Here is a 20,012-nt window from a genome sequence, read left to right on the forward strand (position 1 = left end):
CAGCACTGCCAGGCGAGGCGGGAACAGCAGAATGACGAGCCGGTCGGGTCAGATCCTGGGGTCAGAGTCAGAAAGTACCAGGTCCCGGCGCGCTACTCGATCAGCCTTCACGGCGGCGCTGATTTCGGGGTACTTGAGCCCTAGGATCTGGCCTGCCAAGAGAGCCGCATTGACCGCACCGGCCTTCCCGATAGCGAGCGTCCCGACCGGGATACCGCTTGGCATCTGAACGGTGGAAAGCAATGAGTCGAGGCCGTCCAGCGACCACCCCTTTACCGGTACACCCAACACCGGAATGGTCGTCTTCGCCGCCATCACTCCAGCCAAGTGAGCCGCTCCACCCGCCGCCGCGATGATAATTTCGAGTCCGCGCTCTTCCGCGGTTTTCGAGAATTCGATCGCAACGTCTGGTGTCCGGTGCGCAGACATCACCCGTGCTTCCACTTCGATGCCGAGTGCCTCGAGCGTCGAAACACAATGCTGCATGGTCTCCCAGTCCGATTTAGATCCCATGACTACACCAACTGTGGGTTTTGCCATCGTGCCTTGCCTCGCTCGTTCGTAGTGTTTTCTAAGGGGTGCCGCTGAGGCCGCCACGTTGCTCAAAGCACGGTGAACGGTCAAGTGCCGGTCCCGCCTCTTGGACCACCAAGAACCATGACTGACCGCCAAGACAACATGCAGAATTGGCTCGACGAGTTTCCTGAACTGATCCCCTTTCTTTTCTTCGCGGTGGCGGTCTTGGAGTGACGAGACCGCTATCGTGGAAGCCGGCATCGATGTCCCTAGGTGTCAACTTCTCACTGCCGTCCGACAGCAAATTCGGAGGGTACATGTTGACGATCAAATCCGTCTGCGCACTCCATCACGACTATCAAGCGCCTCAGATGGGCATGGACCGGGGCCTGAACTTCGGCTGGACGATGGCCTCCTAAGGTCTCCCACCGCAGAAAAAAAGGCCCGAGGCGTCTCGCCCTAGGCCCTTTTCTATGTGCCCACACCTAGTGAGTAGTCAGCGCCGGATCGCAAGCAGGTGATAGTTCTTTTTCCCTTTTCGCAAGAGGACGAACCGTCCCTCGATCGCCTGTGCTGAGGTTACGCTAGCCGCCGTGTCGTCCACCCTCTCACTGTTCACGTAAACCCCTCCTCCCTCGATTGAACGCCGCGCGTCCCCCTTCGAAGATGCCAGGTCGCATGATACGAGGAGGTCTGCGAGCGAAACTCCCTCTCCCTCGAGATCAGGTGCATCGACCTGAGACGAGGGGATATCAGAGAAGACGTCTGCGATCTCATCCACCGCGAGCCCGGCGATTTCTCCACTGAAGAGAGCCTTCGTGGCCCGCTCCGCGGACGCCAGACCACTCTCTCCATGGAGCCGCCTTGTAACGTCCTCGGCAAGTGCCCTCTGAGCGGTTCGTTTCCACGGCTCGGTTTCCACAGCCTCTTCAAGATCAGAGATCTCGTCGAGTGACAAGAGCGAGAAAAACTTCAGGTACCGGATCGCATCCCCATCCTCGACATTGATCCAGTACTGATAGAACCGGAAGGGAGATGTCAGGGCTGGGTCGAGCCATACCGCGCCCGCTTCCGATTTTCCGAACTTGGTCCCGGACGAGTTCGTGATGAGCGGGTAAACGACTCCGAACGCTCGCTCACCCTCCACTCTTCGGATGAGATCGATCCCCGCGGTGATGTTGCCCCACTGATCGCTGCCACCCATCTGCACCGTGCAGCCTTCCTGCCGGGACAACTCCAGGAAGTCGTAGGACTGAAGTAGCGCGTATGAGAACTCGGTGTAGGAGACGCCCGAGTCTTCGTCCTGCAACCGGCGCCTAACAGACTCCTTGGCCATCAGTTGGTTCACAGAAAAGTGCTTTCCGATGTCTCTCAGGAAATCGACCAGAGCCAGGCCACCGAGCCAGTCGTGGTTATTGCGCATGCGCGCCGGATTCGACTTCGCTTCAAAATCCAGGAAGTGCTCAAGCTGTCCACGGATGCCCTCCGCGTTCTCTGCAGCCTTCTCCTTGGTCAGCAACTGTCGCTCCGCCGTCTTGCCCGATGGGTCCCCGATGAGCCCGGTGCCCCCACCCACCAGCGCGATCGGTGTGTGACCGGCACGCTGGGCATGCACCAACCCCATAATCGGTACGAGGCTGCCGAGATGGAGGCTCGCAGCGGTGGGATCGAAGCCGATGTATATGGCTCGGGCCGCTTCGGCGAGGTGCTCGGCAGCACCCTCCGTGGCATCCTGGAGCAGATCGCGCGCTCGGTATTCTTCGAGGAGTTTGTTCATAAGCTGGAACGGTACGCAGGCCTAGGGCGAGGTCAAGGCGGCTACCACTCCAAGCGATTCCGGAGTGCAGTGATGTGGCCCTCATGGTGGAGGCTGTGTCACCGGTAGTTCTCGAGCAAGATATCCACCGCTATGGGGCCGCTTTCGGGGGAATCAGGGGCGGAGGAGTTTGCACGCTAGGGAGTCGAGAAGCAGGATGCCCAGCATGTCCAGCTATAAAAGGTATTATGAGGTCGTCCGTCAGATTCCGCGCGGACGCGTCTCCACGTACGGGACGGTCGCCACAGTCGCAGGCCTCCCCGGACGGGCGCGTCAGGTGGGGTATGCGCTCGCCGCCCTGCCCGACGAACATGACATTCCCTGGCATCGGGTCGTCAATGCGAAGGGCGAGGTGAGCCGGCGCAGCGGCGGTACGGCGTTCGAGCAGATCCAGCGTCTCTTGCTCAAAGAAGAAGGGATTCGCTTCGACGAGCGTGGACGCGTCGATCTCGAGGGGTGCGGTTGGCCCTAGTCGAGGAGCTCTCAGCCTCACATCTCGCCACGCAATAGAAAGCTCTCAAGCGCCGACAAAAAGTAGGCCCGAGGGGTCTCCAGAAACGCCGCATGGTCGCCCCCTGGAATCACCACCCAGGATTTGTCCACCGTGGCGAGTCCGGTGAATAACCAGTTCTGAAACCGGGGTGGGCTCAGGGGATCGTGCTCCCCCTGCAGAATGAGCGTCGGAACAGTCACCCGTGCCGGGTCGAGTGCGTTGAACTCGTGACCACTCGTCCAGTCGGATCGGACCGGGTCGGCCGCCAACGCGCTCTCGACATAAGCTTCGATGGCCACCTGGCTGATCGAACCGGGAATGATGAAGTCACTTGCGGCAGCCTCTGCCGTCGTGGCCTCCATGGGCGGATCTCCCCCGGGCGCCTGGACGGGGCGTTGGCCCGGACGGTGCGGGTACCCGAAAACCACCAGCCGATCGAGCGCCTCGGGGTGCCGTTGAGCGGTAAGCTGCGCAACCCTCGAGCCCTGCGACCAACCAAAAAGGTTCACATCGGCCGTAGCGTGCCGCTCGCGAATCCAGGCGAGGACGACGGCTACATCGTCTGCGGCCTGGTTCGGCGTGGTCCACCCACTGGGGTCTCGAGGCGTCTCTCCGTATCCCCGTAAGTCGATGCCATAGGAAGCGATGCCGAGATCGACCAGGCCGTCCATCAACGACAGGTTCTCACCCGGTACTTGGAGATCGAAGTCCGGCACCGTACTCCAGGTGCGCCCGTGCACCAAGAGGAGGACCGCGCGAGGCTCGGCGGGGCTCTTCTCCCAGACCGCGATCGGGTGCCCATCGGAATCGACCGTGTGGAGGACGAGTTCAGCCGCCGGTGGGTCGAAGCCTCGGTCCGGTTTCCCATCGTCACGCCCGGGGATGCACGCCATCGCCAGGAGAAGCGCCAAGAAGGGTGGAAACCGTCGCAGTTCGAGCCAAGTCATAGGAGCCATGGCATGATGATGCCACATCATCCCATTAAACGCGAAATCCAATCCTACGATTCGCGAAACACCAAGGCACCTGTTATAATATATTTTATCGGTTATTTAACTAATTAACCTCTTATATCTAGATTAATGGATACCCTTATCCGAAAGAGTGTGCTTGAGCGCTTCGGCAACCTCGCGCTCGATCTGACGAACACCGTGATTTGCGAACGGACCGGTCCTGTCGACGTAATCCAGAAGCCAGACCAGTTCATCGAATGGCTCTCTGAGATGGAGGCCCCGGGGTGTCCAGAACTCATTCCCGACAGCCCGCCGGGCCGGAAGACCTTGTTCGTGGAGGCCCATCGATTGCGGGCCGACCTCCATCACCTGTTCAACGCGTTCACATCGGGCAAGGCACTCCCGGATGCCGTCGTCTTCAATGTGAACCGGGCCCTTCGCCGGTCCCGACGCGCGAGCCGACTGACCGTCGTCGACGGACTCCCAGTACTCCGTGAGCACCAAGAAGCGGACGCGCCCCTCGCAGTCTTGGCCCCGATCGCGCTCGCCGGGGCCACACTGGTCGCCGACGCCGACCGCCGCCGCCTGCGGCAGTGCGCGGGAACAGAGTGCACTCGGTGGTTCCTCGACACTAGCAAGGGAGGCAGGCGTCAGTGGTGCTCAATGGCTACCTGCGGAAACCGAGCAAAATCAGCCCGTTTCCGAGCCCGGGCAGACATCGGCTAAAAACGGACTTCGCCGCATGCCCTGAACCCGGCCCATTCATTCGGATCCGTTGGAACTCTGCACTGATAAATACTCCGCTCAGATCCACCATACTCCTTGCAGTGCCTCGATTTCTGTCCTAAATTGATGCCGTTCGGAAAACCCTCAGGGCTACCGAACCATTTTAGCTGGATCACATCGTTTGAATGGAGGATTTAATGGTGGCCAACATTGTTCGGCCTTCGGCCCTGTTCCGCACGAGCTTAATCGCGTCTGTCGCGATCGCGCTCTTGGGGTTCAGCGGACCAGCAGCAGAGGCCCAGACGGGCCAAATCACCGGTACAGTGACCAATGCGGCTTCAGGAGCCCCGTTGAGTGAGGTTCAGGTCTACATCGAAGGACTGAACCAGGGATCACTGACCCGCACCAACGGTCGCTTCCTGATTCTAAACGTCCCGGTGGGATCCTACGAGGTCACGGCTCAGCGAATCGGATTCGGTACGTCGACCATGTCGGTGACCGTCACCATAGATGGAACCGTGACGGCAGACTTGGCCATGGAAGCCCAAGCATTGGGCCTCGACGAAATCGTCGTCACCGGCGCCGCCGGTGCAGCGACTCGACGAGAGATCGGTAACACGATCGCCCAGATCAACGTGGGTGACGTCATGGACGAGCCCTTGGTGGTTTCGGACATGCTCCAGGCAGCTGCGCCAGGCTTGGACGTCTACGGCGGTGGAGCGATTGGCCAGTCCAAGATCATCCGCCTGCGTGGTGCCAACAGTGCCATGCTGAACAGCGCACCGATGATCTACGTCGATGGTGTGCGAATCAGGAGCACCGGCCTCCCCGATGCGAACCCGCCAGATCGTCGCGGTGGCCGCAGCGGTAACATTTCCGTCAGCCCACTTGATCAGATCAACCCGAACGACATCGAGCGGATTGAGATCATCAAGGGTTCAGCCGCCACGACTCTCTATGGTACAGAGGCTGCCGGTGGCGTGATCCAGGTCTTCACCAAGCGCGGAAGAAGCGGGCCTGCTCAGTGGACCGCGGAAACCTCAACTGGAACCGACTGGTCTCGCAAGTTTGGTGTCGCGGGCTCGGGCGTGGACTACAACGGGATGGAACCTTGGTTGTGCACGGGGATCCTGACTTGCGGTGATTACGCGAACCAGACCTACACGCAGAACTATTCGTTGTCAGTGCGAGGCGGCGCCGATGACATCAACTACTTCGTGTCCGGTTCTTTCGCTGATCAGCAAGGCTTGCTGCCGAACGATCACGGCAAGACCTACTCATCGCGTGCGAACCTCACGTTCTCGCCGGCTAGCAACCTTCAGGTTCAGTGGAACACGTCCTACTCGAACCTAGGGCTCACGTCGACGGCTCAGCAGAACAACGCACAGAGCATCGTACTGAACGCCTTCCGTCAGGAGCGTAACTACTTCGCAACTGGTGATCCGGCAGTGCTCGACGTTCTGATGGATCAGCAGATCAATGAGGATGTAGAGCGCTTCACGACCGGTGCGACGATGACGTACACGCCGATCGCGAACATGACGAATCGCTTCACGATGGGGTACGACTGGACCCAGCGTGAGCATCGGAACCTCCGCCCGTACGGCTGGAAGCAGACGCCAACGGGAAAACTCCTCAACAACACGCTCCAGAATCGCGTACTGACGCTCGACTACGTCGGCTCTTATTCGATCGACCTGACCTCGAGCATGAAGAACACGTTCTCATGGGGTGGTCAGGCCACCGGTGATGACCTTCGTTCCATTGAGGGCTACGCCGAGAACTTCCCGGGTGCTGCTGCCCCGACGATCAACTCCGGCGCGGTCAAAATTGCGTTTGAAGAACGGCAGAAGATTTGGAACGCTGGGTTCTTCGTGCAAAACGTCATGGACATCGACAGTAAGTACTTCTTGACGCTTGGTGCTCGTGTGGACGGCAACAGTGCGTTCGGTTCAGGATTCGGCCTACAGGTGTATCCCAAGGGCAGCGTGGCTTGGGTAGCCTCGGACGAGAGCTTCTATCCCGATGGAATGGAAATGAAGTTCCGTGCGGCATACGGTCAGTCGGGTCGTGCGCCTGGTGCGTTCGACGCGGTGCGGACTTGGGCGCCAAACGGCTTGGCTGGCGTTCCTGCATTCGTGCCCGCGAACGTCGGTAACGACAACATCGGGCCTGAAGTCACGACGGAGATGGAGGGTGGGTTCGACGCTGCCTGGTTCGATAACCGGGTGTCGACGTCCTTCACTTACTACCAGCAGATCACGGATGACGCGCTTTTCAACGTTCCGCAGCTTCCGTCGGGCGGCTTCAGTAACAGCCAGCTCACGAACATCGGAAAGATCAAGAACGAGGGGCTCGAACTCCAAGTGAACGCGACGGTATTCGAGAATGCCTCTTGGGGTGTCGACCTCGGCATGAACCTCAGCACCAACAAGTCCGAGATTCTTGAGTTGAACGATCCGTCCATTGAGACGACTTGCATGAAGGTCGGGTACCCGCTCCGCGGGGTTTGCAACCAGAAGGTCGGAAACCCAGACCAGATAGTTAGTTCGTACTCTGAGGTGCAGTTCATCGAGCCGGGTTCCCCGGATTATCAGGGCGACGGAACGTCTGCCAGTCATTACTTCTACGGCCCGAACCTCCCGACGACGTTCATCAGCCCGTCGATCACAATGCGCATACCGGGTGGCATCCAGCTGTCCGCGCGCGGTGACTATAAGGGCGGGTTCTACATGAACGAGCAGGTGTTCCCGATCTCACGAAGTGTCCGTTCGCCACTCTGCTTCCCCCATTATGTGGATCCGGACAACTCAATCAAAGTGAAGGAGTCCATCCCGGCAATTTGGATGGCCCGTTGCGGGAACACGAGAGGAGCAGAAGGCTACGTGTGGGACGCGAGCTTCTTTAAGCTCCGTAGCGTCTCCGCCACGATACCGGTCGACTTTTTGTTCCCGGACCAAGTGGGCGCATCGGTGCTTACGGTTGGTCTCTCCAACTCCTACCTCTGGATGAAGGAAATGCCCTTCATGGACCCGGAGACGAGTGCCGACCCGACCAGCAGTGATGGGGCCCAGCAGGGCTACAACTTCGAAGAGACGGTGCCTGCACCGATCTCCCTGCGTCTGTCCCTACGGGTGACGTTCTGATGAGGCACATTAAAATGAATCAGAGATTTGCTACGACGACGGCCCTCGCGATGGCGGTGTTCTTCTCCGCCGGTTGTGATGTCGTGAACCCAGGGCCTATTCAGGACAAATTCCTGGTGGAACCGGAGTCCCAAGAAGGCCTCGTGAATGGCGCACAGCGCCAAATCATGGTCGGTCTCGCAGGGCCGAGCGGTATCGCTCGTTCCGGCGCCATGCTCGCTCGTGAGATGATGCCTGGAGGCCAGACCGGATCCCATGGCCACTCTGCCAACGGGCAGGCCGGGTCGTTGGAGCCCGGAACAGGATCGACGTTCTCGACTCTTCAGCAGGCCCGGTTCATTGCCGAAACGGCAGTGAACCTCTTTGCAGAGACAGGTGGTGTGGACGCTAAGCTCGTTGCGAAAGCCAACATCTGGGCCGGATATGCCAACCGGATTCTCGGTGAGCACTTTTGCCAAGGGGTCATTGACGGAGGCCCGCCCTTCCCTGGCGTGGACTACATGACCAGGGCTGAAGCTCAGTTCACGGCCGCTATAGCAGCGACTAGCGACGCGGACTTGGTGAAAGCTGCTACAGCAGGACGGGCCCAAGTGAGAGCGTTCTTGGCGACGTACGGTAAGGGAACTTGGAGCGGCGCCGCAGCTGATGCCGCAACGATTACCGACAACTCGTGGCATTTCGACGTCCAGACCGATGCGTCCGACGCGTCCACGCGTAATTCGCTTTACTGGGCGGTCGCGGGCACTCCGTATGGGTCGTACACGATGTGGGGCTCGTACTACGGTAACGCGCCGGATCTCACGCAAGCCCAGCCGCACACCGAAACATCGGGCTTTGGTTTCCCGATAGCGGGTACGGGATACTTCGAGACGACGGGTGACCCACGAGTAGCGTGGGAGCAGGGTTCGACCGTTTTCGCAGTCGGAGCGCTGACCGAGTACGGTCAGGCGTATTTTGACAAGCCGCTCAAATACACAAGCGGAAATGACGGGATCCGGTTGGCGAGCGGGCGTGAGATGCGCCTCATCGAGGCGGAAGCCAAGCTTGCCGGTGGTGACTTCACGGGCGCGATCGCGGCCATCAACACGATGCGGGCCGGGATCACCACAGTGAACAGTGAAAACAACGCTACGATCGGTGGCAGTGCCCTAGCTGGTTGGGCAGATCCGGTCGACGCGACCGACGCCTGGAGAATGCTGAAACGGGAGCGGGCCATCGAACTATTTTACGAAGGCCGTACGGTGGGTGACCACCGTCGCTGGGACCAGAACAGTGTCCCCGGTGCTCTTGAGCTTCCGAAGTTCGAGGATATCTCTCCTCTTTTCAGCCAGAACCCCCGCGGGTTGGATGCTGCTAAATCGTTCATTACTGGGCTGTCGGGTCTCCAGATCTGCTTCGACATTCCTAACAGTGAGCGCAGTTTGAACAAAAATCTGGAAGAGGTCGGTTGATGCTGTAGTAGTCCTCTTGCAGTAACGATTTTGACAGACCGCCCCCTGCTTAGGCAGGGGGCGGTTCTGTTTGATGGGAGGGATGGGTCTCACCGTGGCAACTTCGACCTCGTTCCGAAGTACAAGACAAGTGACTAGGACTGACAAATCCGGAGCTTTCTTGCGTCTCTTGCCCCTCATACTCGCCACCGCAACGGCGCTGGCTCCGACTATCGGGGCTACCCAGGAAATCAGCCAGGTCTCCGGCCGGGTCGTGGACGCGAGCTCCGCAAAGCCGATCCCAGGTGTCATCGTCCAGATCTCCGGGGGTTCGCAGGAGTTGACGGACGAAAACGGGGTCTTTCGCTTCGAGCGAGTGCCGGTAGGGATACACTCCCTGAGCTTTGAGCACATCGCCTATGGAACGCACAACCGGCCGGTCGATGTAGTGGAAGGCGACGAAACTCTCGCTCTAGTCCGCATATCAGCGCAGGCCATCGAACTCACTCCGCTGCTGGTCGAAGCGCTTTCTGAGCTGGAGGCACGCCGCCGCACCTCCGGGAACTCAATCAACGAGGTTACCGCCAACCGTATCGACCTCGCTGCACGGTCAGGGCTTACGCTCGGGCAATTCATCAGTGCCCTTCCCGGCGTCGACGCTCGGCCGAGCGGCCTCGGCCTCTGCGTAACATATCGGGCGATCCGCTCGGACAACGACCTAGGTGACTGCAACGGCGTCTCCGTAGTCCTAGATGGGATAGCCATATCCGACCCTGCATACATCTATGGTGCACTCCCTCTCCAAGACATCGAACGTCTTGAGGTCCTCTCCCCGGCCCAAGCCGGTGTTCGTTACGGGCCACGTTCCGGCCAGGGGGTCCTTTTGATCGAGACGAAGACCGCCCAGACTCAGCGGAAATCTGACCTCAGCAAATACGTGACCGGTATGGACTGGACCCAGGAATCACAGCCCTACCCTTGGTTCAACGTGCTCGCCTCAACGTTCGTCACAAACGCGGCAGCGCTCGGCGTCACCTACCTCCTTTCCGATCGGTGCTTCGTGACGCAAAAGTCGTCCCTCGCCATTCGAACGCGGTGCGGTGGGTTTAGTACCGCCGGCACCGCGATCCTCAGCGTCGCACTCCCGGCCACCGCTTCGGGGCTGATCGCCCGTCGGGTCGGAACCACGGATCGAAGTCGCGGCAGACTGGTCCCGACCATGATCAGCGCCGGGATCGGCCTCACGGCAGGCTATATCATGTTCCTCGCGGGAGCGGATGGGTCCCGAGCAGCAGGTGTGGTTGTGCTCGGGCTAGGTGTGCCCATCGCAGTGACACTCTCTGACCGGCTCATCAGAATTCTCCGGTAAAAGCACGTCGATTGCACGATCAAAGCTGCCTGAGAGCTCTCGATTCGTGTAGATTTTCATCCATGGCATGGACGTTTCCGGCACTACAACGGACGTGCGCATTTCGAACGCGGCCAACTGGGTAAGCGAATGAAGAACGATTGGAGACGGGGGTTCCTCGCCATCATTGCGGTAACCCTGACAACCTCGGGCTGTTATCGATACGTCCCCGCGCAAGCGGAAGCGATCCCTCCTGGGGCCGGAGTTCGAGTCCTCATAACGAGAGCCGGCGCCGAGGAATTACGCACAGTGACGGCGATCGATAATGAGGTCCCGCTTGTCGACGGCACCGTAGCTGGAATCGAGAGCGATGCGCTCCTAATGAGCGTTCCTGTCGGAGTAAGAAGTGAAGGTTTCGTCACAAGCGCCATCGGACAGGTCGTGCGGGTTCCGTTGGGTGAAATCATCTCCCTTCAGCGCCGTGAGCTTAATTCGCTCGCTACCGGCCTCACAATCGCGGGCGGAGTCGCCCTGATGGCCGGGATCGTGGCAATCATAGTGAAACCAGTTATGGGCGAGCAGCGAGACCCGCCGTTTGATCCAGTAGATTTTTCCCTGAGCATAAATATCTTCTCGGTTCTGTCTGGCCGGTGACTACCCGTAGGTATTGGCCCATGCCCCGCCTCCTTGCATTTCTGCTCATTTTTCCGGCACTTCTCGTCACCGCTTCCTGTTTCGATCAGTCGATTACCGGCTTCCGGCCACTAAGTTTCGTGCTCTCTGTGACACCAGAGACGACCACGGTCAACGCTTCAGTGAATATCGACTTTTCTGCCACCGGGACTCAAATCCGCGTCGTCGTTATTGACTTCGGGGACGGTGTTTCCGACACGCTTACCTACCTAAACCCGGTAGAGGTTTCCGATAGGACGTCACATGCCTACTCCGCCACTGGTGTTTATACTGTGAGCGGCAGTCTCGTGTCGGGGTCTGGTAACAGGACCGCCGAAGCCCAGGTCACTGTTAATTAGAGAGGCTGCGGCCGACGGCCCTAGCCAAAGCAGAGTTGGATCCTCTCAGGACTTCTGCTTCTCGACCTCGGGGGAAAGCAGGCCAGAAACCCGAAAATCGGATAACCCGGAAGGGGTTATTCCGTGACCGGGGCCACGGTTTCAGCAGAACCCAGCCGGGGTCAGCGTGATACGCTGGCTCCGGTTTTTTTGCTACTTAGTCTCTCCCCCTCCTTGCACCGGTCCGCCCGCTACCGATATTGCGGTTCCTGTCCATGTAGAGAGGTGCCCCATGCAAACGCGTTCTGGTACGATCCTTTGTGCGCTCGGCGCCTGTGCGATGGCTTTCGCCATCGGATCAGGCTCCGTCTTCGCGCAGAGTAATCCGGTCTACATCCATATCGGCCATGCCGCGGATGCCTTCCGTAGCGCGCCCGACGGGATGGGCCTCCTGCCTGCGGCTGTGGCTGAAGCAGAGATTGCGCATCAGCACGCCACTCTGGCTGGCAGCGATCTCTCTAGCCTCGAAGGTATGAAGCGCCACATGGACCACGTGATCAACGCCCTCGACGCCGATAAGGTTGAGAACGGTCCAGGACTAGGCATGGGGGTCGCTACCGCCGCCGAGGGAGCAGCTCGCCACACGGAACTAGCCGCCGCGTCGGACGGTGCGTCCGATGGCGTGAAGACACACGCGACGCACGTAGCTTCCGCTGCACGAAATGCAGGGTCAAACGCAGCAGCAGCGATCGAGGTAGCCGAGAAAATCCAGCAGGCTGAGGACGCGGCCGCCGCCGCGGAACTACTGGCAGAACTGACGGCCCTCACCGATGCGATCCTGAATGGCATCGACGCAGACGCCGATGGTCGCGTGGGCTGGCAGGAAGGCGAGGGTGGCTTGGCGCAAGCCACCACACATATGGGACTGCTCAAGCGCGGCGAAGGACTGGGTGGTTGACACGTGCGGTACAGAAGCCCCGCAGTGGCAGCACTGATCGGAATGAGTACGTCGGCGGGAGTGCTCGAGGCTCAGATGCCCGATTCGACGAGCGCATCAATGACCGTTCAGTCGGACGCGATCGAGTATCAGACAACGCTACCCGAAGCGGTGGTGACACATCTCGGGCATATCACGACTGCTTTCTTCGATACACCGTCGGGGATGGGCATTCTCCCGGTGGGCATGGCCGAGGCTGCAATCGCTAAGGAGTACGCATGGCTGGCCGGCCAAGACTCCGCAGACATTCTGAACATGACGGAGAACATGTCTCACGTTCTCCACGCGATCGACCCAGTCGAGGTCGGCGCTGGATTCGGGCTGGGCTACGGGTTCAAGCGCGCGGCTGAAGGTGTCATTGCCCACATCGAGCTCGCTGAAACCTCGGACGGAGTGTCTGAGACTGTGCTCTTCCATGCACCCTTCGTCAATCGGGCTGCCCGCGGTTCCCTTGTCCGGGCCGATGAGGCGATTGTGATGGCCCGGAGAATTCAACGGGCCACGGATCCTGTCGAGACTCTCCCCTTGATCGAAGAGCTCCGGGATCTGATTCGCGCGATGGCCTTTGGGACCGATCGAGATCGAGACGGACGAATCGGGCAGACAGAGCCAGAAGCGGGGCTCGCGCAGGCATGGTATCACTTGCAGCTCCTCTACCGAGTCGAAGGCTTGGAGATGCCGCCGCTCGTGGCCGATACCCTCGCAGTGGATGCGCCGGGGATGGCGATCGAGACGACCGGAGTCAGGCGCTAGCCGCTCAAGCGATCGAGCCTACTCGCAGGACACGCAGTTGTTGTTGTTGGCAGATCCGAGGCTCTCGAGAAGCGCGATCGTCTCTAGGAACGGAGAAATTCGCTGCACCGGGCCATTCGCCATGTCGGCTGTGGTGTGGCCCCTACGGCTGATGACCGTCGGATCGGCGCCCTTCTCCACCAGATACATGATGACCTCGTTGTCGCCTCGTGAAGCGGCCCAGTGGATTGGGGCGAAGCCGTTCGAATCGCGAGCGTTCACATCCGCACCAAGCTCTTCCACCAGGTAGCGCACGGTCGGCATCCAGGCATCTGGTGCGTGACGATGGGAGACTCCCGCGAACCCGGTGCCGTACGCGTGACCCGTTCCTGCATGGATCGGGAACACGTCCGGGCCACTAATCGGCACCGGAGGAAGGCCCGATGGATCGGTGGCGCTACCCTCAGGAGCGAACGCGAACCGACGGGCCGGGGCCTTCATCGTGGGCACGTTCGGATCAGCACCTGCTTCAATCAGCATCCGCATTGCAGGCAGGTCGAGCGCGTAGGCAGCCCTCCAGAACGGAGAGGCCCCACGCGTATCGACATCGAGCTGACTAAAGGTGTACTCCATGAACCAGAGATGTTTTGTCAGCCGCACGTTGGGGTCCGCACCCGCATCGAGCATGGCCTGCATGACATCGAGATGCGTTGCCTGCTGCTGCTGGTATGCCTGCTGCTGTGGATAGCGTGCCTTGGGAGCCCAATAGGTGTTTATCGCCGCGTAAAGAGGCGTAACACCCGCGTGACTCACGACATCGGGATCAGCTCCGCTCTCGAGCAGGTCGAGAGACAGGTCGAAATGTCCGTTGACAACAGCCATCAGCATGGGTGACGTCAAATCGCCCGCCGTCTGCTGATCAATGTCAGCCCCGCCCTCGAGGAGGGCAAAGACAGTTTCGGACTCTCCCTCACGAACCGCGTAGTGGAGGGCGCTAAGCCCCCCCTGGCGGTACACGAGGTCTGTATAGGAATTGCTGTACTCCCCAGACCGGTGCATCGATGCCATCGGCATGTCGCCGAGGTCCGGATCCGGCTGTGGTTCATCTCGTCGCTGAGCCGATCCGGCGTCGGACGCAGTGACCCGCGCGTTGTTCGCCGCACGCACCGCCGCCTGCACCTCGGCGGGTGAAGGCTGCCACGCCGTTCCGGGCGGGACATCGCCCCGGAATGCGTCGAGCACCTCGTCTCTCACCTGCCCCGCTGCGCGATCCTCAGCGGAGAGGGTTGGAATATCGACCACAATTGACGTTGCCAACGGGTCGGCACCGGCCTCAAGGAGCGTCAGGACGACATCCGTGCGCCCTGCGGCTGACGCGAACATCAACGCGCTTTGTCCGCGCGTCGCCTCGACAGTGTTAGGCTCGGCGCCGGCCTCGAGAAGGGTTCGCACCAGTTCCGGGTTGCCGGCCATCGCACCGAAATGGAGAGGTGTCACTCCACCGGTCGCGGTCACAGCGTGAACATCGGCGCCCGCTCCGACAAGGGCGGTGACGACTTCCGCTCGTCCTCTGCGACTGGCGATATGCAAAGGTGTGTAGTCAGCGAGCCTCGTAACAGCACCAAGGTTCGCACCCGCGTAGAGGAGCATCTCGGCCAAGTCGGCATCGCCGTTCTCGGCCGCCCAATGAAGGGCAGTCATTCCATCACCCTGAGCCGCGTTTACATCAGAACCCAAACGAAGCAGCGTCTGGACCTGCTCCGCATCGCCCCGCATCGCAGCGTCGGCAACGGGAGACTCTGAAGCCATTCCACTCCAGAGCAGGACAGACAGAACGAGTGCTCCCGTGACATTCGCTCGAAGGGTGCGGCCCGGCGGTCTCATCTGTTGTCTCATCTGTTGTCTCATCAGCCCTGCGCGGGCGACGTCGCAGAACCCGGCATCGTCAGGGACATGGCACCTGTGCTGTCACCGAAGTTCTCCATGTCATCGTGCCCAAGTCCGTGCATGAGGCTGAGCATCGCATTTGCCATAGGTGTTCCGTCCGGTGCCTTCAGGTGAAGGTTGCCTTCAAGGCCGCCGTTGGCTCCACCGGCCACGATCAGCGGTGCTCTCCGGTGATTGTGCAGGTTGCTGTCTGCCATCGGCGAACCGTAGACGATCATCGTTTTGTCCAGGAGGTGGCTATCGCCCTCTTGGATGCTTGCGAGCTTCTCGAAGAAGTACGGCAGCATTCCCACGTGATACTTGTTGATGAGCGCGAAGTCGAGGACGTTCTCTTCGCGACCTCCGTGGTGCGACGCAGGGTGGAATGGCTTGTCGGTTCCGGACTCGGGGAAAACTCGAGCAGAGGAGTCACGCCCCATCTTGAAGGAGAAGACGCGCGTCGTGTCCGATGCGAAGGCCAATGCCTGAAGGTCGAACATGAGTTTGACGTGCTCCTCGAACGAATCGGGCACGCCCGCCGGGGCTGTTGGCAATGCACGCTCTTCGCCACTTCGATTCTGAGCCTCTACCATCTGAATTCGACGTTCGAGCTCACGTACGTTCTGCAGGTAGCGGTCCAGACGCTCTCGGTCATTCGGGCCCAGTTCACGCTGTAGCTCGGACACCCGACCACTGACCCAGTCGAGGATCGAAGCTGAAGTTCGGCGGCGCATCGCACGCTCTTCCGAGGTGCCCCCTGCCCCAAAAAGCTGCTCGAAAGCCACTCGCGGATCACGAATCACCGGAAGGGGCTCGACGGGCGAAGCCCATGAGATCGAGTCCGTGTAGACGCAGGTATATCCGTAGGCGCACCCACCCGACTGATTGATGTTCTCGATGCACAGCTGCATCGATGGGACCGGAGTGTCCTGTCCAAAGCGGCGCGCGTGAATTTGATCGAGCGACTCGCCAACGAAAACATCCGACCCTTCGGTCTGCTTCGGATGCTGCTGCGTCAGGAATACGGCACTGGAACGGAAGTGATCACCACCGATTTCCGGAGCCTGGAATGCCTCCGCCATCCTGACGTCGGTGTTGCTGACGATGGTGAGATATTCACGCCAGGGGTCCAGCGGCAGAAGCGAACTGGGAGCGAGATCAAAGTCGCGACCAACTGCGGCGGGGGCCCAGAGGTTCTGCGACGCGCCCCACTCGTTGCAACCCGCGGCCCCGTGCACCATCTCGATCGCTACGAGTCTCGTAGCGTCGATGTCAGCGCGAGTCGCTGCGGAGAGACGCCCTGCCGGAATCATCGCATCTAGGAAGGGGAGCGCGAGCGAAGCCCCCATCCCCTGGATGAAAGTCCGGCGCTCCATGTGCTTTCCTGTGATGAACTGCATATCCCATCTCCTATGCACCGACCAAAGCCGATGGCGGTATTCAATCGATTCTAGTGCGCGGCGTCGGCCACCGCTCCGGCTCGCTGCATCCGGAAGGCATCGCTCTTCACGACCCCCAAGACGAACGAAGACATGTTGTAGCCGTTGGACTCGGCATCGCGAACGATGGCTCGCACCGTTGGCTGGTCGTAGTACGACAATCGACGGCCGAGCGCGTAAGCCATCAGGTTCTGCGTAAACGTCCGCACCAGTGGGATCGGGCGGGCGACGAGAGCCTCGTTCAGTTCTACTGGGCTGGTGATTGGCGTCCCGTCGTAGAGTTCACCCTGTGTGTCGAGCGGCATTCCGTTTTCGCGAATCCGCCACCGTCCGGTGACATCATAGCTGTCGAGCGCCAGCCCAATGGGATCCATGAAGCGGTGACAGGCGTTACAGGTGGGATTCGCTCTGTGAACCTCCATCCGCTCACGTGTGGTCAGCATGCGTCCGTCCAGAGCATCGTCGGTCTCTTCCAGATCCGGTACGCCCGGAGGAGGAGGAGGAGGAGGCGTGCCCATGAGCACTTCCATGACCCACTTGCCCCGCAGAACCGGCGATGTCCGGCCCGCATGAGACGTGAGCGTCAGCACGCTCGCATGGCCGAGGAGTCCGCGACGGGTATCATCCGGGTACTCAACACGGCGAAACTCGTCTCCGACTACGCCATCGATGCCGTAGTGACGAGCGACCCGTTCATTCATGTAGGAGTAGTCGGCCGTATACAGGTCGAACACGCTCGCGTCGTTCTGCACGAGGCTCGCAAAGAACGTCTCTGTTTCACGCCGAAGATCATCGGCAAGACGCTGATGGAAGTCCGGGAACAGAAGGCGGTCAGGATGCACCTTGTCGAGGTCGTCGAGCCGCAGCCACTGCGCCGCGAAGCGAGTCGCCAAAGCCTCTGACTGAGGATCGGAAAGCATGCGCTCGACCTGCCTCTCCAGCTCATCCGAGTCCGAGAGGTCGCCCGCGGCTGCGAGAGCACGGAGCTCTTCATCAGGCGGAAGCCCCCAGATGAAGAATGACATGCGAGCAGCGAGGTCCATGTCTGCAATGGCGTAGTTCTCTCCGACCTGGACACCCGAGGGCGCTTCCTCCATCCGGAAGACGAAGTCAGGGCTGGCCAGCATTGCCTCGATCGCCGTCCGGACTCCAATTTCGAAGCCACCTTGGTCCGCACCCATCTGATAGAACCTCATAAGCGCATCGCTATCAGATTCGGTCAACGGCCTCCGGAAAGCCTGCGGCCCTAAACGGGCAACGATTTCTTCTGCGCACGGGATTTCTTCCGCCAGCGTCGTTGGTCGACAGCTGAAGATTCGGCTCCGCGTCGGTGTCTCAGAGACCCCGGTGACGCTTGACGGGCCCGCTACCACCATGTCCTTGAGGTGCGCGATCGAGGTAATCCCGTAGCCGCTCACTCCAATCTGCCGATCGGATAGCGACCAATCATGCGGCGACAGCAGGTCATCGACAGGACCTTCCGTCTGCTTCAAGAACGCAGATGTGACGCGGTGCGGCCCGGCTCGAACGAAAATCGACTCGGTACGCATCGTGACGCCATTCGGATCGGCCACGCTCATCCAGCGGTCCATCTCAAGCAACGCCACTCGCTGGCCGTCGATGGAGACCTCGAGCTGCTCCTGGGCCGTAACACCTCCGAAATAACCGCCAGTGGTCGTGTGCTCGAAGGCGAGATGGAACTCATACTGGCCGTCCGCCAAGAAATTGTGGGTGACCGACAAGCCGCCGCGGGTGCCATACGGCGCCCCCTCAGCTCTCTCCCACTGGGACGCGTATCCCGGGTTCGTATACGTCGTTGAGCTCGGCGCCGCATCAGGATCACCGACTGCAATCCGGCTGATACTCGCCGCCGCATTCAGGTAGGCGTCCAGCAAGGTCGGGGACAACATCTGGACATCCGCAATGTTGTCGAAATTGGCACTCTTGGTGTCGAGGGGGAGGAAAGCGCTCGCGTCAATTTCCAAACCCAGGAGGTCGTTCACCGAGCGAGCGTACTCCGTCTGGTTCAGACGCTGGAACGACCGACCACCGGGATTTGGATCGCGGCCTGCCGCGGCGTCCATTCGCTGCTCGAGGGACTCGACCAGTGCGCGCAGGGTATCGCCCTCCGGTCGCGACACTCCGGGAGGTGGCATCATGCCTGCCCGCAGCTTCACAATGATCTTCTCCGCCACGTCACCTGTGAGGTGAGGCTCCGCGGCATCGAATCCTTCAAGCGAAAGATTACCCCTCAGACGGCGCTCGCTGTGACAGCGGACGCAGTACTCCTCGAGCACGGCGTTGTCGTCGGCCGCACTCCAGTCAACGAACGCCAGCTCGCTGGACGAGGCGTCAGAGAGAGTCGCGGGCGTGTAGTCCATAGGACGCACACCGGTGCGGCTCTCAAGACCGCCCGCGTAGACGAGAACGGTACCAAGTAGGGCTAGGGATGCGCTAAACGTCTTCAATGGGATTCGGACCCCGTTTCTCCGAGCTCACAGTCGCCTAAAAGACCCCCGCGCGCGCGAATTAGTTGACCTGCACAGCGAGCCTCAAAGAGCGAGCGTCGCCTCATATTGAATGATATCCGGTGAACACGTTTTCGTACAGCGAAATAGCACGAAACAACGCCTATCTCACCGGTGAGATAAGCCGTCCAAGACCGCAGTAGTCCCGACTAGTGATCGTCGTGATGCAGCTCGTACTCACGTTGCGTGTGCATGCGCTCCGATCCTTGCTTCTGATCACGCTTCTTGGCGGCACGCATCGACATGGCCCGCGTGCCGGAGGAATGCACGGTCGGGAGCGAAAATTCGCGCTCCAACGCTGTGCTCTCACAGGCCGGGCAGGCAGGCTGCTCACTCCCGCGTATGAGGGCCTCGAATTGATGTCCGCAGCCTTGGCAGGAATATTCGTAGATAGGTATGATGGTATCCGGATTTCAAAGTTCGTCCTTTGCTCAGTAAACGGTACGCTGAACACCGAGCGGGGGGCAACGGTAGTACCCCTATGCCGCTCCTAGATCCGCTGGAGTGTGTCGACCACAGTCAGGCAACGGAAAAAAAGAATGAAAATCGGACGCACAGTGAGTTGGGGCTTTGGGTTGCTCGTCCTGGCGCTCGCCAGCGTCGCCACCCCGGTGCAGGCACAGACGGAGGGCGAAGGTCTCGACCTCGACCGCGAGAGCCTCACCCAGTACGCGATCGCTCACGGAGCGATCAACGACGCGCGCGACGAGTTCCACGGAAAGGTGGCCCGGGTCCATGATGCCGAGGGACGACTGCGCGCCCGGGAAGAAGTCGAAGCAGCGATCGTCACGATCCTGGAGGGTCAAGGAATGACCCGTGAGGAATATGACGCGATCACACTTCTGATCAGCCTCGATGGTGATTTCCGTGTGATGTTCGACGAGATCATGCTCGAACTCGAAGAACTCGGAACCACTTAGACGCAGAGGCTCTCTCTAGAAAGCATGGCTGG

General features: G+C 60.2%; 16 protein-coding genes. 10 read left to right on the forward strand and 6 right to left on the reverse strand.

The genetic code is table 11. The annotated features are described in order from the left end of the window. Window positions 1-48: 48 nt before the first annotated feature. Together purE and tyrS are read right to left on the reverse strand one after the other, a co-directional pair. Window positions 49-540 (reverse strand): 5-(carboxyamino)imidazole ribonucleotide mutase, encoded by a 492-nt coding sequence (purE, locus tag OSA81_07990; GenBank protein ID MDE0898941.1) that lies wholly within the window; start codon window positions 538-540, stop codon window positions 49-51. Between the two features lie 472 nt (window positions 541-1,012). After that, window positions 1,013-2,293, reverse strand: a complete 1,281-nt coding sequence (gene tyrS, locus OSA81_07995) for a tyrosine--tRNA ligase (protein ID MDE0898942.1) — start codon at window positions 2,291-2,293, stop codon at window positions 1,013-1,015. Window positions 2,294-2,498: 205 nt separating this feature from the next. Between tyrS and OSA81_08000 the strand changes: the two genes are divergently transcribed. After that, a complete protein-coding gene (locus OSA81_08000) occupies window positions 2,499-2,804 on the forward strand; it encodes an MGMT family protein (GenBank protein MDE0898943.1) in 306 nt (101 codons plus the stop codon). Window positions 2,805-2,821: 17 nt separating this feature from the next. Here OSA81_08000 and OSA81_08005 read toward each other — a convergent pair whose 3' ends face one another. After that, complete coding sequence (locus OSA81_08005) at window positions 2,822-3,781, reverse strand: alpha/beta fold hydrolase (GenBank protein MDE0898944.1); 960 nt, start codon at window positions 3,779-3,781, stop codon at window positions 2,822-2,824. Window positions 3,782-3,907: 126 nt separating this feature from the next. On the opposite strand from OSA81_08005, the gene OSA81_08010 reads away from it, so the two are divergent. From OSA81_08010 to OSA81_08045, 8 genes are all read left to right on the forward strand, one after another. Then, window positions 3,908-4,504 (forward strand): CGNR zinc finger domain-containing protein, encoded by a 597-nt coding sequence (locus OSA81_08010; GenBank protein ID MDE0898945.1) that lies wholly within the window; start codon window positions 3,908-3,910, stop codon window positions 4,502-4,504. A 197-nt stretch (window positions 4,505-4,701) separates the two neighbouring features. Next, window positions 4,702-7,650 carry a TonB-dependent receptor gene (locus OSA81_08015; protein ID MDE0898946.1) on the forward strand — a complete coding sequence of 983 codons (2,949 nt, stop codon included), beginning with the start codon at window positions 4,702-4,704 and terminating at the stop codon, window positions 7,648-7,650. A 14-nt stretch (window positions 7,651-7,664) separates the two neighbouring features. Further along, window positions 7,665-9,101 (forward strand): RagB/SusD family nutrient uptake outer membrane protein, encoded by a 1,437-nt coding sequence (locus OSA81_08020; GenBank protein ID MDE0898947.1) that lies wholly within the window; start codon window positions 7,665-7,667, stop codon window positions 9,099-9,101. Between the two features lie 160 nt (window positions 9,102-9,261). Beyond that, a complete protein-coding gene (locus OSA81_08025; GenBank protein MDE0898948.1) occupies window positions 9,262-10,449 on the forward strand; it encodes a carboxypeptidase regulatory-like domain-containing protein in 1,188 nt (395 codons plus the stop codon). Between the two features lie 129 nt (window positions 10,450-10,578). After that, complete coding sequence (locus tag OSA81_08030; protein MDE0898949.1) at window positions 10,579-11,082, forward strand: hypothetical protein; 504 nt, start codon at window positions 10,579-10,581, stop codon at window positions 11,080-11,082. Between the two features lie 20 nt (window positions 11,083-11,102). Continuing rightward, window positions 11,103-11,459, forward strand: coding sequence for a hypothetical protein (locus OSA81_08035; protein ID MDE0898950.1), 357 nt, complete (start codon window positions 11,103-11,105; stop codon window positions 11,457-11,459). Window positions 11,460-11,730: 271 nt separating this feature from the next. Then, window positions 11,731-12,396, forward strand: coding sequence for a hypothetical protein (locus OSA81_08040; GenBank protein ID MDE0898951.1), 666 nt, complete (start codon window positions 11,731-11,733; stop codon window positions 12,394-12,396). A 42-nt stretch (window positions 12,397-12,438) separates the two neighbouring features. Further along, the gene (locus OSA81_08045) at window positions 12,439-13,188 is read left to right on the forward strand and encodes a hypothetical protein (GenBank protein ID MDE0898952.1); all 750 of its coding nucleotides are present in this window, start codon (window positions 12,439-12,441) and stop codon (window positions 13,186-13,188) included. Window positions 13,189-13,206: 18 nt separating this feature from the next. On the opposite strand, the gene OSA81_08050 is transcribed toward OSA81_08045, so the two are convergent. Genes OSA81_08050 through OSA81_08060 form a run of 3 tightly spaced genes read right to left on the reverse strand, consistent with a single transcriptional unit; the run spans window position 13,207 to window position 19,000 of the window. Next, a complete protein-coding gene (locus tag OSA81_08050) occupies window positions 13,207-15,051 on the reverse strand; it encodes an ankyrin repeat domain-containing protein (protein MDE0898953.1) in 1,845 nt (614 codons plus the stop codon). Between the two features lie 23 nt (window positions 15,052-15,074). Further along, the gene (locus tag OSA81_08055) at window positions 15,075-16,493 is read right to left on the reverse strand and encodes a DUF1552 domain-containing protein (GenBank protein ID MDE0898954.1); all 1,419 of its coding nucleotides are present in this window, start codon (window positions 16,491-16,493) and stop codon (window positions 15,075-15,077) included. A 50-nt stretch (window positions 16,494-16,543) separates the two neighbouring features. Further along, window positions 16,544-19,000 (reverse strand): DUF1592 domain-containing protein, encoded by a 2,457-nt coding sequence (locus OSA81_08060; protein ID MDE0898955.1) that lies wholly within the window; start codon window positions 18,998-19,000, stop codon window positions 16,544-16,546. Between the two features lie 599 nt (window positions 19,001-19,599). Here OSA81_08060 and OSA81_08065 point away from each other — a divergent pair. Further along, window positions 19,600-19,980, forward strand: coding sequence for a DUF4168 domain-containing protein (locus OSA81_08065; protein ID MDE0898956.1), 381 nt, complete (start codon window positions 19,600-19,602; stop codon window positions 19,978-19,980). Window positions 19,981-20,012 lie beyond the last annotated feature (32 nt).

Source organism: Longimicrobiales bacterium, assembly GCA_028823235.1.
In the GTDB taxonomy this organism is placed as follows: Bacteria; Gemmatimonadota; Gemmatimonadetes; order Longimicrobiales; family Gaopeijiaceae; genus UBA2589.

Coding starts and splice junctions, on each gene's coding strand:
- purE (MDE0898941.1), bottom strand. CDS start 540: ATGGCAAAACCCACAGTTGGTGTAGTCATGGGATCTAAATCGGACTGG.
- tyrS (MDE0898942.1), bottom strand. CDS start 2,293: ATGAACAAACTCCTCGAAGAATACCGAGCGCGCGATCTGCTCCAGGAT.
- OSA81_08000 (MDE0898943.1), top strand. CDS start 2,499: ATGTCCAGCTATAAAAGGTATTATGAGGTCGTCCGTCAGATTCCGCGC.
- OSA81_08005 (MDE0898944.1), bottom strand. CDS start 3,781: ATGGCTCCTATGACTTGGCTCGAACTGCGACGGTTTCCACCCTTCTTG.
- OSA81_08010 (MDE0898945.1), top strand. CDS start 3,908: ATGGATACCCTTATCCGAAAGAGTGTGCTTGAGCGCTTCGGCAACCTC.
- OSA81_08015 (MDE0898946.1), top strand. CDS start 4,702: ATGGTGGCCAACATTGTTCGGCCTTCGGCCCTGTTCCGCACGAGCTTA.
- OSA81_08020 (MDE0898947.1), top strand. CDS start 7,665: ATGAATCAGAGATTTGCTACGACGACGGCCCTCGCGATGGCGGTGTTC.
- OSA81_08030 (MDE0898949.1), top strand. CDS start 10,579: ATGAAGAACGATTGGAGACGGGGGTTCCTCGCCATCATTGCGGTAACC.
- OSA81_08035 (MDE0898950.1), top strand. CDS start 11,103: ATGCCCCGCCTCCTTGCATTTCTGCTCATTTTTCCGGCACTTCTCGTC.
- OSA81_08040 (MDE0898951.1), top strand. CDS start 11,731: ATGCAAACGCGTTCTGGTACGATCCTTTGTGCGCTCGGCGCCTGTGCG.
- OSA81_08045 (MDE0898952.1), top strand. CDS start 12,439: ATGAGTACGTCGGCGGGAGTGCTCGAGGCTCAGATGCCCGATTCGACG.
- OSA81_08050 (MDE0898953.1), bottom strand. CDS start 15,051: ATGAGACCGCCGGGCCGCACCCTTCGAGCGAATGTCACGGGAGCACTC.
- OSA81_08055 (MDE0898954.1), bottom strand. CDS start 16,493: ATGCAGTTCATCACAGGAAAGCACATGGAGCGCCGGACTTTCATCCAG.
- OSA81_08065 (MDE0898956.1), top strand. CDS start 19,600: ATGAAAATCGGACGCACAGTGAGTTGGGGCTTTGGGTTGCTCGTCCTG.